This is a genomic window from Pedobacter sp. Bi126 (assembly GCF_918698245.1).
In the GTDB taxonomy this organism is placed as follows: Bacteria; Bacteroidota; Bacteroidia; order Sphingobacteriales; family Sphingobacteriaceae; genus Pedobacter.
This window is the reverse complement of the sequence record NZ_CAKKMS010000002.1, coordinates 861158-877797: the sequence shown is the minus strand read 5'-3', so window position 1 is coordinate 877797 and position 16640 is coordinate 861158. Positions and strand designations below refer to the sequence as shown.

Genomic DNA, 16640 nt, shown 5'->3' with positions numbered 1-16640 from the left:
AAATACATATGACTAAATTTTCTGTAGACCTAAGCAATTGCGATAAAGAACCCATTCATATTCCTGGTAAAATTCAATCGCATGGCTTTCTATTAGCGGTTGATAAGAACAGCCTATCCATTACCTATATTAGCGAAAATGTAGAAGTTTTTTTAGCGGAAGAAGCTAAGAGCCTATTAAACAAACAACTTTCGGTCTTAAACCAATTTATCAAACAACAAGATCCAGCATTTAATATCGAAGAATTACTTAAATTAGGTATCATCCGTAAAAGCTTTGATGCAATTAGTCCCTATCCTGTTGAAATTAATGGCCTTTCTTTTTATCTGATTATTTCTTCATCAGAAAGTGATTGGCTTTTGGAATTTGAGCCGGTAACCTTACAATTCGATATTCAAAGTTCTATAGGTCGTTCTGCCTCCTCTATGCTTCAGGGGAAAAGCATTTCAGCGCTGTTAAAAGGTGCTGCTCAAGAGGTAAAAAAACTGATCAATTACGATCGGATTATGATCTATAAATTTTTAGAGGATGGTCATGGCGAAGTTGTAGCTGAAGAAAAAGAACCAGATTTAGAACCATTTTTTGGATTGCATTACCCCGCATCTGATATTCCTAAACAGGCTCGGGTGCTTTATAAACTCAATCTGACCAGGTTAATTGCCAATGTAAACATGACTGACTCGCCAATTCTAACTTTTAAAGAAAACGAGGCACTCGATTTAACCAATGGTGGCTTACGCGCCGTATCGCCCATACATATTCAATATCTGAAGAATATGGGTGTTCATTCGAGTTTTAGCATATCCTTAATCGCTCATGGCGAATTATGGGGGTTAATTGCCTGCCATAACTATAGTCCTAAGTTTATAGACTATAAAGCCAGAGAAGGCGCTAAATTAATCGGGCAGATTCTTTCTTCAGCTTTAGAATACCGCCAGGAAGAAGAAGATGCAGCCATTATTGAACAATTTAAAAGTACCGCGAATGTTCTTTTAGAACATTTAAACCGTGATAAATATTTAATTGAGGCCGTAACTTCCCATAAAAGAACCATTTTAGATGCAACCAAAGCTTCGGGAGTGGCCATTATTTTCGAAAATGAGCTTAAAACTATCGGAAATGTACCATCAGAAGAGGAAATAAAAGAACTTGTTGAATGGTTAAAAACAACCAATGATGAATCGATATATTATACCCATCGATTGCCTGAAATCCATTCTCCAGCTAAAAAATACAAGTCAATATCCGCTGGAATTCTTTCATGTATGCTAAATAAAGAAATGGGTGAAATGATCATCTGGTTTAAACCCGAAATCATTGCCACTGTAAATTGGGCTGGAAATCCTGAAAAAGCTGTAGTTCCTTCAGAAAATGGCTTATTGAGCCTATCTCCCCGTAAATCTTTCGAAATTTGGTCGCAGGTTGTAAATAATACATCTGAAAAATGGATGGCTGAGGAAATTGCCTCGGTTTTAAGGATCCGAGAAATTATAATTACCGACATCAATAAAAAGGCGAACGAAATTAGGCTACTTAACGAAAAGCTACAGGCCGCTTACGAAGAATTAGATACTTTTAGCTATACGATTTCGCACGATTTAAGAACACCATTAACTTCGATAAAAACTTACGCTGAGCTTATGCTTAAAAATAAGAGCATTGATGAAAATGGCCAAAAAATGTTGAGTAGAATTTTAATAGGCGCTGATAAAATGAATTTCTTAATTAAAGAGATCCTAAATTTAGCAAGAGTTGGCCGTTCTGAAATAAATTTTGAAACAGTTGATGTAGCATCGCTGTTAAAAGAAATAAGAAGCGAAGTGTGGTCGGCCTTTAAAGCAGACCGTACCGAATTAGTTTTGGGGGAACTCCCAAATATAAAAGGAGATAAGACCATGATAGCGCAGGTTTTCACAAACTTGATTGGTAACGCGGTAAAATACTCTGCCATGGTGGACAAACCGAAGGTAGAGGTTTCTGCGTATATTGATGGAGGGGAGACTATCTACGCTGTTAAAGATAATGGAATAGGAATCGACAACCGTTATTACGATAGGGTTTTTGAGCTTTTTAAGCGCATGGATAATGTTAAGGAAATAGAAGGAACAGGAGTGGGACTAGCAATTGTAAAAAGGGTTGTAGAAAAACACAATGGCAGGGTTTGGTTTGAGAGTAAGTTAAATGTAGGATCTACCTTTTTTGTAGCTTTTAAAAACAGATAAGATGAAAACACCAGATATATTTTATGTTGAGGATGATATAGACTATGCATTTTTTATGCAAAGTGCTGTACAAGAGGTTAAGGATACACTTAATTTAACTATAATTGAAGATGGGACAGAGGCATTACAAAAACTTCAGCATTTTGCTGAAAGTAAAACCAAACCAAAATTAATTTTGCTTGATTTGAATTTGCCCGGCTTATCGGGACTAGATCTGTTAAAATTTATACGGGATATTCCTTATCTCAAAACGATACCTGTAATCTTGTTCTCTACATCTGATAATCCTGATGATGTAAAAGCATCAATTGAGTTTGGTGCCAACGCCTATCTTACCAAACCTGATGGTTACGAGAGCTTGCTTAAATGTGTACATTCTGTACACGATTTTTGGTTTAACCAACATTTGAGGTTAAATTAAATTTTATAAAACCATATGGAGAGATTCGGGTATTAACCGGATCTTTTCTTTTAATAATTAAAATCCATATATGATTGCCAATTTATTGAGAGCTGAAACAGCAGAAAACCATAGAACATTAGAATCCTTAATGTTTGTGAACGAGATTATGAACAATTCTTTAAGCATTGATCAGTATAAAAAGCTGTTAACCATTAATTATATTATTCACCAAAAATTAGAGAATACGCTCGCGAATATGCTGGATGCAGCTATTGCCGAACAATTGGAAATGAAAAGCAGATTGAAACTCACTGCTTTAGAAGAAGATTTAAAATATTGGAATATAGATAGTTTAACATTGCCAGGTTTAGATTTTGAATTGTTTGTTCCAGAAAAAAATACTGCCGAAGTTTTAGGTGCGTTGTATGTGCTAGAAGGGGCTACATTGGGCGGAAACGTAATTAAAAGGCATATTTTAGCCAATCCAAATTTTAAAGACCAGGAAGGAGGCCTAAATTATTATGGTGTTTATGGCGATGAGCTGAGTACGAAATGGAAAATATTTGTCTCTGTAATAAACCAGACGGTTGCTGAGGCAGATTATAAACGCTGTATAAATAGCGCCAATTTAACCTTCAATAACCTGATCAACTTATCGAAACAACTGAATTAAGTTGCCAGATTTTGATCTCAAAATCCAAAAAAATACCTCTATAATAGTGCCAGGGCATTTTTTTGATTGTGTAAATGTGCAAAACTTCTTTCAAATAAATATTTGCTTTCTGTTGTTAATTCAAGGTAAATATGTATTATTGAAAAAATAAATTTTTTAAACCTTAAAAACATCAATTAGCGATGGAAAAATTCTCAAAAGTTAAAGCTGCTGTTGCTGCTATTGAAGCAGATGTAGAAAAATTTTATAATGCTGGCAATGCAGCTGCTGGTACTCGTGTGCGTAAAGCAATGCAAGATCTTAAAGTTTTAGCACAAGAAATCCGTGCAGAAGTAACTGACAAGAAAAACTCTGGAAAATAATATTTCGCGAGTAAGAAACAAAAAGGGTTCTGGTATGCCAGGGCCCTTTTTGCGTTTTGGGTAGACTTACGAAGTCTATCTGCAAGTGGCCTATAGACTTCGTAAGTCTGGCCACCTATAAAAAGATAAGGCTCCCCATCGCGGAGAGCCTATATCCAACTAACAAAACATATTTTTTTAGTAAGCCTTAGCTTAAATTATCCCTTTTTTACCAATTTATATTCAATTACTGGTTTACCGCGTGTACCACCATCTGCGGAAATATAGCTTACAAATTTTAATTTGTACACATTTCCGGAGCCATCTTTAATCACATAAAAAACTTTTGATTCAACAGCACCTCCTACACCTTGTGAATTAGGCGAGGTCCTCCATTTTGATCCAATCACATCCCTATTAGTTAAAAAAGTTATACTTGCAATGTCAGATTCTGAAAATGTTATATAATTTTTTGTATCGGTAACCGCAACAGAAGCCGCAGATGCCCCAGCTATATTGTTAATGAAAACCATGTCTGAAAAGGCGTATGGGACCGTGCTTGTCCAATACATACTGTAACCCCAAACAATATCCCAGTTTGCTTTTGCAGGCTCGGCAGTAACAGTTGTTCCTTTAACTAAGGAGGCGAATTGGAAATTGGCTTCAGCATTTTTAATCACATCTAATGTTTTAAATGTAGTTTCGGTTACTTTAGCATATTGTAAAGTGTAGCCAGTTGCACCTTTTCTGATTATCCTGATTTTATAAAGTTCTTCGTTAGCAAGCACGGTTGCTGCACCACCTTTTCTATTGATGATATATACCTTATTTTCAGCATCAGTTGAAGAGATAGCTGCAATAGCAGTTTTATTTAAGATATTAGCTTCCCTGCCATCATCAACTATTGAAAAATTACCCAGGCCTTGACCAACTTTTAATGCATTAGGATCAAAATCGGCGATTGTCACGGTATTTAAATCTGTTTTATTGATTACTAAAGCAGAAGCTCCATTGCTCGAATTTAAGATTACTTTAAAATCAGTTCCAGAATAAAAGCCTAAATCCCAGCTATCCCGTTCTATCGAAGTTTGTTTATCAGTACTGAAATCTACATAAACACTATTTCCTGCAGCACTTCCAGCTTCAGCACCTATTAATCCGTTAAGTGTTAAAGTACTTCCATTAGATGGTGGAGCAACAAAAATAGGCTCTTCTGTATTCTTTTTACAGGCCGTAAGTGTTGCAGCTAAAAACGCGATAGCGATTAATGAGTTCAGTTTATTCATGTTATTATAATTAATGTTGTTTATTGTTATAGTTTATTCCAGTTATAGGTCAGCCCAAGCACATACGATCGGCCATAACTATATGGAACATCGCCACCTGTGCTATGTGCTCCACCAGTTGCAGTTGAAGTGTTGCTCAATTGTGTAACATTAAATAGGTTTTTAATACCTGCATTAATGGTTAAAGATTTAAATAGATTTTTGTTCAGCATTAAATCTGCGGTATGGAAATCGCCAATTTTCGTCAGTTTTACTGAGTTGGGATCGTTTTCGGCTGTAAGTTTATAGTTTGGTAAGCTCCCCGTATATTTATAAAAGAGGCTGATACTCCCATTAATTTTCGGAAGCGTATAAGTTATATTGGAGTTTACTTCAGTAGCCCATGCAAATTCAGGAGTCTCCAAGTCTGGATTGCTCACGCTTAAATCATTATATCGGCCGATATACGATACGCCAAGTGTAGCCCGAATATCTTTATAAATCAATGTATTGTCTAACGTAGCACCTGTTGTTTTATACTTATCTACATTAAATAGCGAGGTTATGGAGTTATCTGTTGGTGACTGGGCAAAATTAATCCTGTTTTTAAACAAATTATAGAAACCCGATAGCGTAGAACGGAACTGCAGATCTTTTTGATGTATGCCTGCCCAGGCCAAAGAGCCATTAAAACTGTTCGATTCTTCGGCTTTTAAATTGGGGTTACCCAAAATATTATGACTCGCATCTACAAAATCGTAATATAGTTCCCTCAGTGCCGGAGAACGAAAACCTTTAGCGTAAGCCAATCGAAGATCTAAATCTTTGGTTAAAGTAAATTTTGTATTTAATGATGGAATTACAGGAGGGGCATCGTAAATGGAGTTTTTAATAAACCTCAATCCTGGTCTTACACTTATTCCACTAGCAAGTTTAATTTCGGCAGAAATAAAGGCGGCATAATCATTAATTACAGGCGCACCGTTAATCCTTTGCCCGCTAGCAGCATCTCTATTGTATTCGATACCTGGCTGAAATGAAACTGATTTATTTAAGGTGTAAATTGCAGTGGCCCTAAAAATAGCTGAGTTGAATTTTGCTATATCCTGTTCGCCCTTATCGTCACTTAATCGTTCCGTGTTGTTTGTAAAATTATGGATAACGGTGTGGGTTGATCGTTGTAAATCGGTATATCCTCCTATGGCCGTTATCTGTAATTTATTGTTTATCCTCCATTCAGACTGCAATTGTTGCGTATAACGTTTGGTGGTATAGGTAGACAGCTTCCCTTCGAAACTCGATGGATTTATTCCAAAACGAGAATCAATATCCTCGTTTAGCCCGTCTAGGCGATACCATATACTAAAGTTTTGATTTCTGTACCCAATTTTAGTATTACCAAGCCATTGCTCCTTAGGTTTCCATTGATTTTTATAGTTGTTAAACTCTTCTAAAAATGCTGTTTTAGGAGCCATATTCCAGCCACCGAAATCGTTATGCGATGCACAAAGCAAAACACTCCAGCCTTTTTGCTGCCAACTAATACTTAAATTCTGATTATGCTGGCCTGCACCATTGAGTAGGTTATATTCTTTTCCTGCGCTTTCTTCCTGTACACGTGCATTAACGCTTAACAATTGCTTTCCGGGATTTTTGGTTATAATATTAATTACTCCTGCCAGCGCATCGGTGCCATAAACAACAGACATCGGACCTTCTACAATTTCTATCCTTTCAATGGTGTTAATATCGATTTGGTTTAAACTTTCGCGGGCATCAGATCGGTCTACCATCGGTACACCATCCAATAAAATTTTAATATTCCGGCCAGTCATTCCCATTAAAGAAACGTCTGTTGTACCTAAAGTTAAATCGTTGCTAAAACGGAAACCGAGTTCGGTATTTAAAATCTGCTGCACATTGGTGGCAGCTCTTAGCTTAATCCGATCTGCACTTATTGTTTTTACATTGTATACGGAGTTCTTCAGGGTTTGCGGCCCGTATTGCCCTGTAACCACTACATCTTTTAAATCATTTGCCTTTGTAGTATCAACTTTAATTTCTTGAGCCACAGTAACAAATCCACAAAGTGATAAAGCAATTGATAAATATATCTTCATTTATTTAGACTAATTATAAATAATTATGCAAATTTGTAGATAATCAGAAAAAACAGATAACGCTAAACGGATAATTAATACCGCCAAACGGATTAAGTGAATATGGAGCCATCATGATTTTTCAAATCACACAACGGGATGAAATATCATGATCGCTTCAGCACCTTTTAAAAAAAAACGAGCTTTTGCAAGCTCATTAACTAAGCGAAGCGTTCTCTTGAACACCATTGAGAAAATAAATGCAAGTGAAAAATGCCATTGAAAACAATGAGCAATAAATTAATAACTTTTATACAGATGACAATTAAACTCTCAAGCTATCCTAAAGGAAATATCATTTACAAGAATGCCTATCCTGATAATTTTGAAAGCATAAACGACATAGATGAGGCAGTTATAACATTAGATGAGAACGATGTAAAGTACCAAATAAAGGAAATGTGGTTTAGGGGGATCCACATTGGCATTATTGAGATCCATCCGAATCAGGAAGAGAATTTTTGCTTTGAATCTTCTCAGCAACATATTGGCTTTTTATTTTGTCTGAGCGGTACGATTAACTATTATTTTAATCATCAGCACGATAATTTATTATCATTAGCTAAAAACGAGCAGGATTTTAATGCAGTTGGCGTTAATTCGATCAAATTTAATATCACAGAGAAAACCAGATGCCTTTATATACAGCTCACAGAAGATTATTTTAAGCAGGTAACAGGAGGAGAACTTGGTAGCGATCTTAAAACCGGAACCCAAAAGTCGATCAGTCCGGAAATCGGGTCGATATTGCAGCAGATAATTTATCCTAAACACGAGGGTAGGGTAAAACGTCTGTTCCTTGAAGCCAGGATCTTTGAGTTGATTATTGCTTATGTTAATCAAAAACCAGAGAAACAAACACACGTTTTAAAAAAGGAGGATATAGAAAAGATTCTGTTGGCCAAACAATTGGTAGAGCATGATCTGCAAAGGCCTAATTCATTAATGGAACTTTCGCGTAAGGCTGGGATTAATGACTATAAACTTAAAAGAGGATTTAAAGAACTTACCGGACATACAGTGTTTGGCTATTTATATAAAATCAGGATGGAAAAAGCGCACTATTTTCTATCCAAGGAAAAGAAAACGGTGAATGAAGTTGCCTTTCTTGTAGGTTATAAAAATGCACAACATTTTATCACTGCTTTTAAAAAACAGTTTAATGTTTTACCTGGAAGTTTAAACAAAAGCTAGAAATTTAGCGCAAACGTTTGTTTATTCTTTTACCTCGTTTACAATCAAATCAGACTCTACAATGGTGTTGTAGTAGGCTTGGTTCTCAGAATTAGGACTATGAATAAGATCTAACAAAATATTAGCTGCTTTTTGTCCTTGTAAATAGGGGTATTGCTCAACTGAAGCTACCGGCGAATTATCCAAGTAGCTGATAATAGGCAGATTTGCATAACTCACTATGTCGAAATCATTAATTACATTCAGTTTTTTGAAATATTTAATCAGGAAAAGTGCTACATAATCGTTAAAGGCCACAATTGCTGTAGGTTTACGCTTATGATTCAAAAATTGATTGGCAGCATCGATGGTACCTTCCTCAGTTAAATCACAGTTCACCACTAACGATGGATCAAATTTTAAGCGGTTAAAAGTAATCGCCTGCATATAGCCATCTTTACGTTCCTCACTTGCGTACAAGGTACTTGGCCCATTAATCATCCCAATACTTCTATGCCCTTTTTTCAAAAGATAGTTCACTGCTTTAATTGTTGCACTTTCTAAGCTACACGCCACATAATGCACGTTTTTAAAAGGAGGTATCCGGTCAAAAAATACGACAGGTATATTGAATGAATTGAGTTTTTCGAAATGATCAAACTTTGAAGTGTCTTTACTGATGGATACCAATAAACCATCTACCCGTTGATTTTTCATTTTTTCAACGAGCTTTACTTCCTGATCATAATTATCGTGCGACTGCGCAAAAATAACCGTATAGTTTTTCTTAATGGCTTCATCTTCAATTGCAGAAATAGCAATAGAGAAAAAGTGTTCAGATAGCTCAGGTAAAATTACGCCAATAGTATATGTTTTTCCTTTTTGAAAAAGAATTGCCGCATTATTAGGCTCATAGTTTAGAGACTTTGCCAACTGCTTAATTTTCTCTCTGGTTACCGCTCCAATGCTCGGATGATCGTGCAATCCCCTGGAAACACTGGATGGAGAAATGTTTAAGATTCTGGCTATTTCTTTGATGGTTGTTGGTTTCGACTGCATTCTGAGTGCTAAACTACATTAAATTTCTTCAATATGTAATAATACAAAATTAATCAAACGTTTGCGCTGTTTTTTTTTCTCATTTCTTTCCTCTGCTATATAAATATCAATACTTTCGGAAAAGCTAAAGACCATACGTTCTGAAAAATAATAATAGAAAAATTATAAATAGAAAGCAATTTTAGTCCCTTAAAAAACAAAATTGATATACAGTTATAAATTACATCCCAACGATTAACAATAGTACCCCTCAATTTGGAGGGGTATTTAAACAAAAAAGACGAGAAGTGTTCGTACCACTTCCCGCCAAATTGGGTTATTTTCCTGCAAGCAGGCACAAAAGTTATCTAAGCTATATGTTTAACCCTTATTCAAAGGTATAAAATTTACGCATGTTATAAATAAGGTAGTGCCTTATTCTAATTATTTTAAAGTTTTTAATAGCGCAGTCAGTTCTGGCATTGCTACTTAAATCCTTAAGAAGTAATCCATTCGTCATATATTTCACTCAGCCTTCTTTTTTAAAATCATATTCCTACTTTGGTTTTATTATTTTAAAAATGATAGCTGTATACATTTTACTTTTCATCTTAATCGCGCTCTTCATTATAACGAACCTTCCTGTTTTTGGCCGTTTACCCAAGGGATTACGATTGGAAAAAATCCACCATTTGGCTAACTATCGTGATGGTGCATTGCAAAATCAGTCGATAACATTAATGCAGCCCGAAGGCGTTAGCTTTTTTAAGGTTTTAAAGGCATTTTTTTTCGAAAAACATCCCAATAAAGCTCCGAATCAAGCACTTACTTTTATTACACCTAACCTAAATGGAAGTCCTAAAAGCGTTGCTCCTGAAATTATCTGGTTTGGACATTCATCTTACCTCATCAAAGTAGAGGGTTTAAGAATTCTTGTTGATCCAGTTTTTAGCAAAACCCCATCTCCATTTTCATTTATTGGGAGTAAGGCTTTTTTAGGTACAGATGTTGTAAAAGCTGAAGAATTTAAGAATATCGATATCCTGCTCATCACACACGATCATTACGATCATCTCGATTACAATAGTATTTTAAAAATTGCACCACAAGTTAAAACCATAGTTACTTCGTTGGGAGTAGGAGAACACTTAGAAAAATGGGGGATTAAAGCTGATAAGATCAATGAATTGTGCTGGAACGAATCGTTAACATTATTTAATAGCCTGAAGTTAACAGCGGTTCCGGCAAGACATTTTACCGGAAGAAAATTTAAAAGAAATCAAACCCTTTGGTCGGCCTTTGTATTGAAAACTGAAAACTACCAATTATTTTTGGGAGGCGATTCTGGCTATGATACACACTTCGCCAAAATAGGTGAGGAGTTTGGCCCTTTTGATTTAGCCTTGCTCGAATGTGGACAGTACAATGCCTATTGGCCGTACATCCATATGTTTCCCGAGGAAACAGTACAGGCCGCTATCGATTTAAAAGCAAAAGTTTTAATGCCGGTGCATTGGGGTAAATTTAGCTTAGCCATGCACCCCTGGAACGAGCCTGTTAAAAGAGTGGTTTTAGCTGCAGCCGCAAAGCAGTTTCCTTTGGTTACCCCAAAATTGGGTGAAACAATAATTTTAAATGAATATTTACCGACGGAAAACTGGTGGCTTGAAGAATAAAAACTAAACAATAATTGTACTATGGTGTTTAATTCTAAAATCAAATACAATTATGAAAACTGATCTTGTTGAAATTTTCCAGACCATTAGAGCCGGAATACAGCCCTATGCCACCCGTGGATATACGGTACACGAAAATTCGGAAAACGGGTATGATCTTTATAGTGAAAAAAACATTGAATTAAACGGTGAAAAAGTGACCGAACGATTTTTTTCTGGCGTTTATATCAATGGGGATGCCGTAGAAGTTAAAATCAATACAGATGAATTTTCTACTACAAATCATAATTTAAGCGATTTTGGTAAAAATAAAGCAGGTTTTAAAATTTCAGCACTTGATGATTCTAAATTAAAAGAAGTAGAAACGCTGGTAGAAATTATCCATACTAACTTTAAAGAAAAAGAATGGATTTAACAATCTGATGGTTAAATTTGCGGTAGATAATTTTTCTAAAAAACCTTCTACTGATTGAATAATTTAACTTCTGACGTTAACTGGCATCATCAATTAAGCTTAGCACTTGATAATAACAAAATTTGGTGCCTTTTTTTTATAGAACATGAATTTCGATTATTACAGATTGATCCTCAATTGATCATTCATCTGGTAAGTTTAAACAATAAATTTACCCCACAACATCTCATTGGGCTACAGGAAAAATATCAGCAGGAAGGCATTAAACTCATTCATCTTTGGGAAGATCTTTGGCAATCAAAATCGGATCAGGTTTTAGCGAGAATTAAATCTTTGCTTGGAAAAAATATCCGTATTCACGGTAGAAAAACCAAAGTATTCAAAATTACTAAACCCGTGGCTGATTCTTTTTTAATTGAAAATCACTTGCAGGGCTCAGTAAGTAGCCGTTATAAAATTGGGTTATTCGAAAAAGAGGCGCTTGTAGCGGTTGCTACTTTTTCGGCACTACGTAAAATGAACCATACCGAAAATTATAAATCAGCAGAATTGATCAGGTTTGCCGTTAAAGCTGGCTATTCTATTACTGGAGGGCTTAGCAAGTTGATTGCTTTTTTCGCAGAAACGTATAAACCTAATGACCTGATGACTTATGCAGATCGCGACTGGTCGGCAGGAGAAGCCTATATTAAATTAGGTTTTAAGCAAACGGCAATTTTGGAGCCACAGACTTATGTTCTTGATAAAAATCTAAATCGTCAGCTTAAAAAGAATAATCAGGTTTTGGCACAGGAAGTATTTAATACAGGAAGTTTAAAGTTTATCCTCAAATTTTAATGGATCAGCATAATCTCATCATCATTTTGGGGGCAACGGCATCGGGCAAAACGAAACTTGCTGTAAGTGTTGCTGATGCGTTAAATGGCGAAATTATTAGTGCCGATAGCCGTCAGATATTTAAACGGATGGATATTGGTACTGGTAAAGATTTGCAGGAATATCAAATTAATGGTAAAACAATTCCTTATCATTTAATCGATATTTTAGAACCTGGTGAACGTTATCATGTAGATGCCTTTAAAAACGATTTCTATAAGGCATTTGCATCTATAACAGAAAAAAACAAAATACCCATTCTCTGTGGCGGAACAGGAATGTATATCCATAGCCTTTTGCAAAATCAAACTTTTACTGCTATTCCCATAAATCAAGAATTAAGAGATCTACTAAATTTATTATCAAAAGAAGAGTTGATTTTAAAATTACAAAGTGATAATTGCAAGAATATTGATCATGTTGACTTATCCTCAAAAAAGAGATTGATCAGGGCATTGGAAATATCCCATTACCTCCAACACAATCAACTAGAAGTAATCGATCGGCCTGCGCTCAAACCTATTATTTTTGGATTAAAGAATGAAGTCGAAACAACACGTGCCAAAATCCTGGCAAGGCTCGATCAAAGATTTAAGGCAGGCTTAATTGAGGAAGTAGTACAATTGCTTAAAGAAGGTATTAGTAAAGAAATGTTGGTATTCTATGGGTTAGAATATAAATTCATTGTTAATTACCTGGATGGCTTATTCACTTTTGATGAACTGAAACTAAAACTTGGTATCGCCATTTGCCAATATGCAAAACGGCAAAACACCTTTTTTAGGAAAATGGAAAAAGACAATGTTGAGGTTATTTGGCTCGATGCATCAGCACCTACAAACCTATTACAACAGTTGGTAATTGAAAAAGTTTCACTTAGCGAAAATTAACTTTTATTGGTCATTTGAATGTTGGATTTAGGGCTAAATGGCATTAAAAAAGCCCTTTTGGCACAACCTTTGTATTTATTGCAACATATTAGTTTAACTCAAAAACAATATCTTAAAATGAAAACAATTACTAAAATCATTGCTACTTCAGCAGCTGTCGTGGCTTTATTCTTTACTACAAATGCTAACGCGCAATCTTCTCAAAAATTAGGAATAGGAATTTTTGGCGGTATACCAACAAGCGATGCATATAGCGTGGCGCTTGGTGCAGATTTACGTTATCAATTTGATATCGATAAACAATTATCGATTCCTGTTACTGCTGGTTATACCCGTTTCTTAGGTAAAGAAATTGGCAATACTGGCGTAGATGTTCCAGATTTTGGATACATTCCTGTAAAAGCTGGTGTTAAATATTTCTTTAATGATTCAGGTTCTGGTATTTATGGTTTAGCAGAGCTTGGTGCTGGTTTCGGTACGAACGAAGGTAGCGGAACATCATTTGTGTATTCACCAGCTCTGGGTTATGCATGGAGTAACGGATTAGACTTAGGTGTGAAATACGAAGGCTTAGCTAAAGATGGTAACAGTACCGGTTATGTTGGCCTACGTTTAGCATACGGATTTAACCTATAAGCTAACCACAGATAATATTGAAAGCCTCCTTTTTTAGGGGGCTTTTTTATTTCATAACATTCTGAAAAAAATGAAAATTTGAAAATCCACCTTTGGTATTTTAACGTATATAAACTAAACCCTTAATTAATAACTTAAAATATCTAAAATGAAAACAGTTACTAAACTTTTTGCAACGACATTAACGGCCCTTGCAATTTTAACCACATCAAATCTAAAAGCACAAACGATGGGTTCTTCTGAACCAATGACGTCAGGAAGCGGCATGGCTTTTAAAATTGGCGTAGGCGTAAACGGTGGATTATTTCCAGACAAGTCTGAAATGGATTATGGTTATGGTGCAGATGTAAGACTTCAGTATGATTTAAGCCCCTATGTGGCCCTTACTGCTTCGGGTGGTTATACCAGATTAAAATGGAAGGGAAGCCCGCTAAAATTCGAATTTATCCCTTTATTAGGAGGCGTTAGAGTGTTTCCGATCGAGAGAATGTATTTAAGTACTGAGTTAGGTTCAGGTTTGGCCATAAAAGATGGCGCTAACATGAACTTTATTTATACAGGTGGTTTAGGTTACGAATGGAAAAATGGTTTAGATCTGGGCATAAAATACGAAGGTTATGTAAACAATAGCGCTTCTGATCTCTATTTCATGAAAACCGGTCAATTTAACCTGAGATTAGGATATAATTTCAAATTATAATTAGAACATCATTTAATTTAAAGTCCCGATGAAAATCGGGACTTTTTTATTTATTTACCATTTTAATTGCTATTTTGAGCCGAAAACCAAATACAATGAAAAGAATATTCGGATTAGTAATACTTACCGCTTTAATGGCCTGTAACCAGGCAGAAAAAAAATCTACAGAAACTAAAGATTCAACAAAAACAGATTCAGCATCGGTTAGAAATGAGGTTTCTATAAAAGACAGGCAGAAATCTGAAATCTTTAACCAATATGTAGATTTAAAAAATGCATTGGTAAAATCAGATTCAGCTAATGCACAAAAATCTGCAGCACAGTTACAAAGTAGTTTAGCTGCTTATAAAGGTTGTGAGCCAACTGCTGCTGTTGCTGGCAAAATCGCGGCAAGCAATAATCTTGTTTCGCAAAGAAAAGATTTCACGGTTTTAAGCGCAGATATAATTGCGTTATTAAAAAATGCGGAAATAGAAAAAGGCACAATTTATGTTCAGCATTGCCCTATGGCGAATAAAGGAGATGGAGGTGACTGGTTATCAACCGAAAAGGAAATTAAAAACCCTTATTACGGCAAAGAAATGCTGGAGTGTGGAAGAGTTGCCGAAGAAATCAAAGCAAAATAAGATTTCAGATCCTGTTTAATTAAGCACGATTGTTACGTCATTTTGACTAATTATTCATATTAATTTAACAGATTTGTTATGCATGTATATTAATTTTATATAATTTAGAAGCTATAAACACAATACAATAATATGTCAGATATTGCAGAGATCAAAGTTGATGGTAAGACAGTAGAATTGCCAGTAATTACAGGAACAGAAGATGAAAAGGCCATTGATATTTCAAAATTAAGAGATCTAACAGGTTTTGTTACTTTAGATACTGGTTTTAAAAATACTGGTTCTACCAAGAGTAAAATCACTTTTTTAGATGGTGAAAAAGGCATTTTAAAATATAGAGGTTATTCAATCGAAGAGCTTGCCGCAAAATCGAGTTTTTTAGAGGTTATTTATCTGATCATTTATGGAGATCTGCCAACACAAAAACAACTTGAAGATCTACAGGCTGACATAAGCAAGCATACTTTGATCCATGAGGACATGAAGAAATTTTTTGATGGCTACCCATCAAGATCTCATCCAATGGGTCAATTAGGTTCCCTGATCTTCTCATTGTCTACATTCTATCCTGAGTGTTTAAAACCAAATCAAACCGCAGAAGAACAAGATTTAACCATCATCAAACTTTTGGCTAAATTCCCAACCATTGTTTCTTTCGTTTATAAAAAATCATTAGGTCATCCGCTTATTTATCCAAAAAATAAATATGATTATGTAACCAATTTCCTTTGGATGACGTTTGGACAACGTACAGAGGATTATGATGTAAATCCGATTGTGGTTAATGCGATGAATAAATTGCTTATTCTGCATGCAGATCACGAGCAAAACTGTTCCGCATCTACCGTTCGTATCGTAGGTTCATCTGATTGTAATTTATATGCTTCCATTGCTGCTGGTATTGCTGCACTTTGGGGCCCACTACATGGTGGTGCTAACCAGGCTGTGATCGATATGCTTGAGTTGATTAAAGCCGACGGAGGTGATACAGAGAAGTGGATCGCAAAAGCGAAAGACAAAAACGATCCATTCCGTATGATGGGCTTTGGACATAGGGTTTACAAAAACTTCGATCCAAGAGCTAAAATCATTAAAAAAGCTTGTGATGATATTCTGGAAAACCTAGGTATTGATGATCCGATTTTAGAAATTGCTAAGAAATTAGAAGAAGCGGCTTTAACTGATCAATACTTCATTGACCGTAAGTTATATCCAAATGTAGATTTCTATTCAGGTATTATTTACCGCGCATTAGGCTTCCCATCTGAAATGTTTACCGTTCTATTTGCTTTAGGCCGTTTACCAGGATGGATTGCACAATGGAAAGAAATGCACGAGAATAAAGAGCCGATAGGTCGCCCTCGCCAGATTTATGTAGGTGAAACAGATAGAGAATTTGTTGAGCTTAAGGATAGAAAATAATTTCATTAAGCATAAAAAAAACCACCCGATAATATCGGGTGGTTTTTTTTATGGACGTTGCTTTTATCCACTAACCGTCATCTCGAGCGAAGTGTAGCGTAGTCGAGAGATCTGCAGAGATAGAT

Annotated in this window: 16 protein-coding genes; 13 read left to right on the top strand and 3 right to left on the bottom strand. The window is 35.5% G+C overall.

What is annotated here, in order from left to right; genetic code table 11:
• The first annotated feature begins 8 nt into the window (after positions 1–8).
• The 4 genes from LQ201_RS08825 to LQ201_RS08810 all read left to right on the top strand — a co-directional run bounded on the left by LQ201_RS08825 (position 9) and on the right by LQ201_RS08810 (position 3660).
• The gene (locus tag LQ201_RS08825) at positions 9–2222 is read left to right on the top strand and encodes an ATP-binding protein (RefSeq protein WP_230141385.1); all 2214 of its coding nucleotides are present in this window, start codon (positions 9–11) and stop codon (positions 2220–2222) included.
• A 1-nt stretch (position 2223) separates the two neighbouring features.
• The gene (locus LQ201_RS08820; protein ID WP_230141383.1) at positions 2224–2643 is read left to right on the top strand and encodes a response regulator; all 420 of its coding nucleotides are present in this window, start codon (positions 2224–2226) and stop codon (positions 2641–2643) included.
• 70 nt (positions 2644–2713) lie between these two features.
• The gene (locus tag LQ201_RS08815) at positions 2714–3298 is read left to right on the top strand and encodes a biliverdin-producing heme oxygenase (RefSeq protein ID WP_230141381.1); all 585 of its coding nucleotides are present in this window, start codon (positions 2714–2716) and stop codon (positions 3296–3298) included.
• 182 nt (positions 3299–3480) lie between these two features.
• A complete protein-coding gene (locus LQ201_RS08810) occupies positions 3481–3660 on the top strand; it encodes a hypothetical protein (RefSeq protein WP_010602585.1) in 180 nt (59 codons plus the stop codon).
• A 197-nt stretch (positions 3661–3857) separates the two neighbouring features.
• Here LQ201_RS08810 and LQ201_RS08805 read toward each other — a convergent pair whose 3' ends face one another.
• Together LQ201_RS08805 and LQ201_RS08800 are read right to left on the bottom strand one after the other, a co-directional pair.
• A complete protein-coding gene (locus LQ201_RS08805; RefSeq protein WP_230141379.1) occupies positions 3858–4925 on the bottom strand; it encodes an HmuY family protein in 1068 nt (355 codons plus the stop codon).
• 26 nt (positions 4926–4951) lie between these two features.
• Complete coding sequence (locus LQ201_RS08800; RefSeq protein ID WP_230141377.1) at positions 4952–7024, bottom strand: TonB-dependent siderophore receptor; 2073 nt, start codon at positions 7022–7024, stop codon at positions 4952–4954.
• 297 nt (positions 7025–7321) lie between these two features.
• Between LQ201_RS08800 and LQ201_RS08795 the strand changes: the two genes are divergently transcribed.
• A complete protein-coding gene (locus tag LQ201_RS08795) occupies positions 7322–8257 on the top strand; it encodes a helix-turn-helix transcriptional regulator (RefSeq protein WP_230141376.1) in 936 nt (311 codons plus the stop codon).
• Positions 8258–8278: 21 nt separating this feature from the next.
• On the opposite strand, the gene LQ201_RS08790 is transcribed toward LQ201_RS08795, so the two are convergent.
• Positions 8279–9295, bottom strand: a complete 1017-nt coding sequence (locus tag LQ201_RS08790) for a LacI family DNA-binding transcriptional regulator (protein WP_029275179.1) — start codon at positions 9293–9295, stop codon at positions 8279–8281.
• Positions 9296–9855: 560 nt separating this feature from the next.
• On the opposite strand from LQ201_RS08790, the gene LQ201_RS08785 reads away from it, so the two are divergent.
• From LQ201_RS08785 to LQ201_RS08750, 8 genes are all read left to right on the top strand, one after another.
• On the top strand, positions 9856–10950 hold the full coding sequence (locus LQ201_RS08785; RefSeq protein WP_230141374.1) for an MBL fold metallo-hydrolase: 1095 nt from the start codon (positions 9856–9858) through the stop codon (positions 10948–10950).
• A 52-nt stretch (positions 10951–11002) separates the two neighbouring features.
• Positions 11003–11365, top strand: coding sequence for a hypothetical protein (locus tag LQ201_RS08780; RefSeq protein WP_230141372.1), 363 nt, complete (start codon positions 11003–11005; stop codon positions 11363–11365).
• Positions 11366–11419: 54 nt separating this feature from the next.
• A complete protein-coding gene (locus tag LQ201_RS08775; RefSeq protein ID WP_230141371.1) occupies positions 11420–12202 on the top strand; it encodes a hypothetical protein in 783 nt (260 codons plus the stop codon).
• Complete coding sequence (gene miaA / locus LQ201_RS08770) at positions 12202–13131, top strand: tRNA (adenosine(37)-N6)-dimethylallyltransferase MiaA (protein ID WP_230141369.1); 930 nt, start codon at positions 12202–12204, stop codon at positions 13129–13131. The genes LQ201_RS08775 and miaA overlap by 1 nt, the downstream gene beginning before the upstream one ends.
• A gap of 18 nt (positions 13132–13149) precedes the next feature.
• Positions 13150–13767 (top strand): hypothetical protein, encoded by a 618-nt coding sequence (locus LQ201_RS08765; RefSeq protein ID WP_230141361.1) that lies wholly within the window; start codon positions 13150–13152, stop codon positions 13765–13767.
• A gap of 148 nt (positions 13768–13915) precedes the next feature.
• Positions 13916–14467 (top strand): hypothetical protein, encoded by a 552-nt coding sequence (locus LQ201_RS08760; RefSeq protein ID WP_230141359.1) that lies wholly within the window; start codon positions 13916–13918, stop codon positions 14465–14467.
• Positions 14468–14562: 95 nt separating this feature from the next.
• On the top strand, positions 14563–15093 hold the full coding sequence (locus LQ201_RS08755; RefSeq protein ID WP_230141357.1) for a DUF3347 domain-containing protein: 531 nt from the start codon (positions 14563–14565) through the stop codon (positions 15091–15093).
• Positions 15094–15225: 132 nt separating this feature from the next.
• Positions 15226–16515, top strand: a complete 1290-nt coding sequence (locus LQ201_RS08750; RefSeq protein WP_057934373.1) for a citrate synthase — start codon at positions 15226–15228, stop codon at positions 16513–16515.
• Positions 16516–16640 lie beyond the last annotated feature (125 nt).

What these genes read in the sequence shown, in the direction of transcription:
- LQ201_RS08780 (WP_230141372.1), top strand. Translation starts at nt 11,003, where the DNA reads ATGAAAACTGATCTTGTTGAAATTTTCCAGACCATTAGAGCCGGAATA.
- LQ201_RS08800 (WP_230141377.1), bottom strand. Translation starts at nt 7,024, where the DNA reads ATGAAGATATATTTATCAATTGCTTTATCACTTTGTGGATTTGTTACT.
- miaA (WP_230141369.1), top strand. Translation starts at nt 12,202, where the DNA reads ATGGATCAGCATAATCTCATCATCATTTTGGGGGCAACGGCATCGGGC.
- LQ201_RS08805 (WP_230141379.1), bottom strand. Translation starts at nt 4,925, where the DNA reads ATGAATAAACTGAACTCATTAATCGCTATCGCGTTTTTAGCTGCAACA.
- LQ201_RS08785 (WP_230141374.1), top strand. Translation starts at nt 9,856, where the DNA reads ATGATAGCTGTATACATTTTACTTTTCATCTTAATCGCGCTCTTCATT.
- LQ201_RS08820 (WP_230141383.1), top strand. Translation starts at nt 2,224, where the DNA reads ATGAAAACACCAGATATATTTTATGTTGAGGATGATATAGACTATGCA.
- LQ201_RS08750 (WP_057934373.1), top strand. Translation starts at nt 15,226, where the DNA reads ATGTCAGATATTGCAGAGATCAAAGTTGATGGTAAGACAGTAGAATTG.
- LQ201_RS08815 (WP_230141381.1), top strand. Translation starts at nt 2,714, where the DNA reads ATGATTGCCAATTTATTGAGAGCTGAAACAGCAGAAAACCATAGAACA.
- LQ201_RS08760 (WP_230141359.1), top strand. Translation starts at nt 13,916, where the DNA reads ATGAAAACAGTTACTAAACTTTTTGCAACGACATTAACGGCCCTTGCA.
- LQ201_RS08810 (WP_010602585.1), top strand. Translation starts at nt 3,481, where the DNA reads ATGGAAAAATTCTCAAAAGTTAAAGCTGCTGTTGCTGCTATTGAAGCA.
- LQ201_RS08825 (WP_230141385.1), top strand. Translation starts at nt 9, where the DNA reads ATGACTAAATTTTCTGTAGACCTAAGCAATTGCGATAAAGAACCCATT.
- LQ201_RS08790 (WP_029275179.1), bottom strand. Translation starts at nt 9,295, where the DNA reads ATGCAGTCGAAACCAACAACCATCAAAGAAATAGCCAGAATCTTAAAC.
- LQ201_RS08755 (WP_230141357.1), top strand. Translation starts at nt 14,563, where the DNA reads ATGAAAAGAATATTCGGATTAGTAATACTTACCGCTTTAATGGCCTGT.
- LQ201_RS08795 (WP_230141376.1), top strand. Translation starts at nt 7,322, where the DNA reads ATGACAATTAAACTCTCAAGCTATCCTAAAGGAAATATCATTTACAAG.
- LQ201_RS08765 (WP_230141361.1), top strand. Translation starts at nt 13,150, where the DNA reads ATGTTGGATTTAGGGCTAAATGGCATTAAAAAAGCCCTTTTGGCACAA.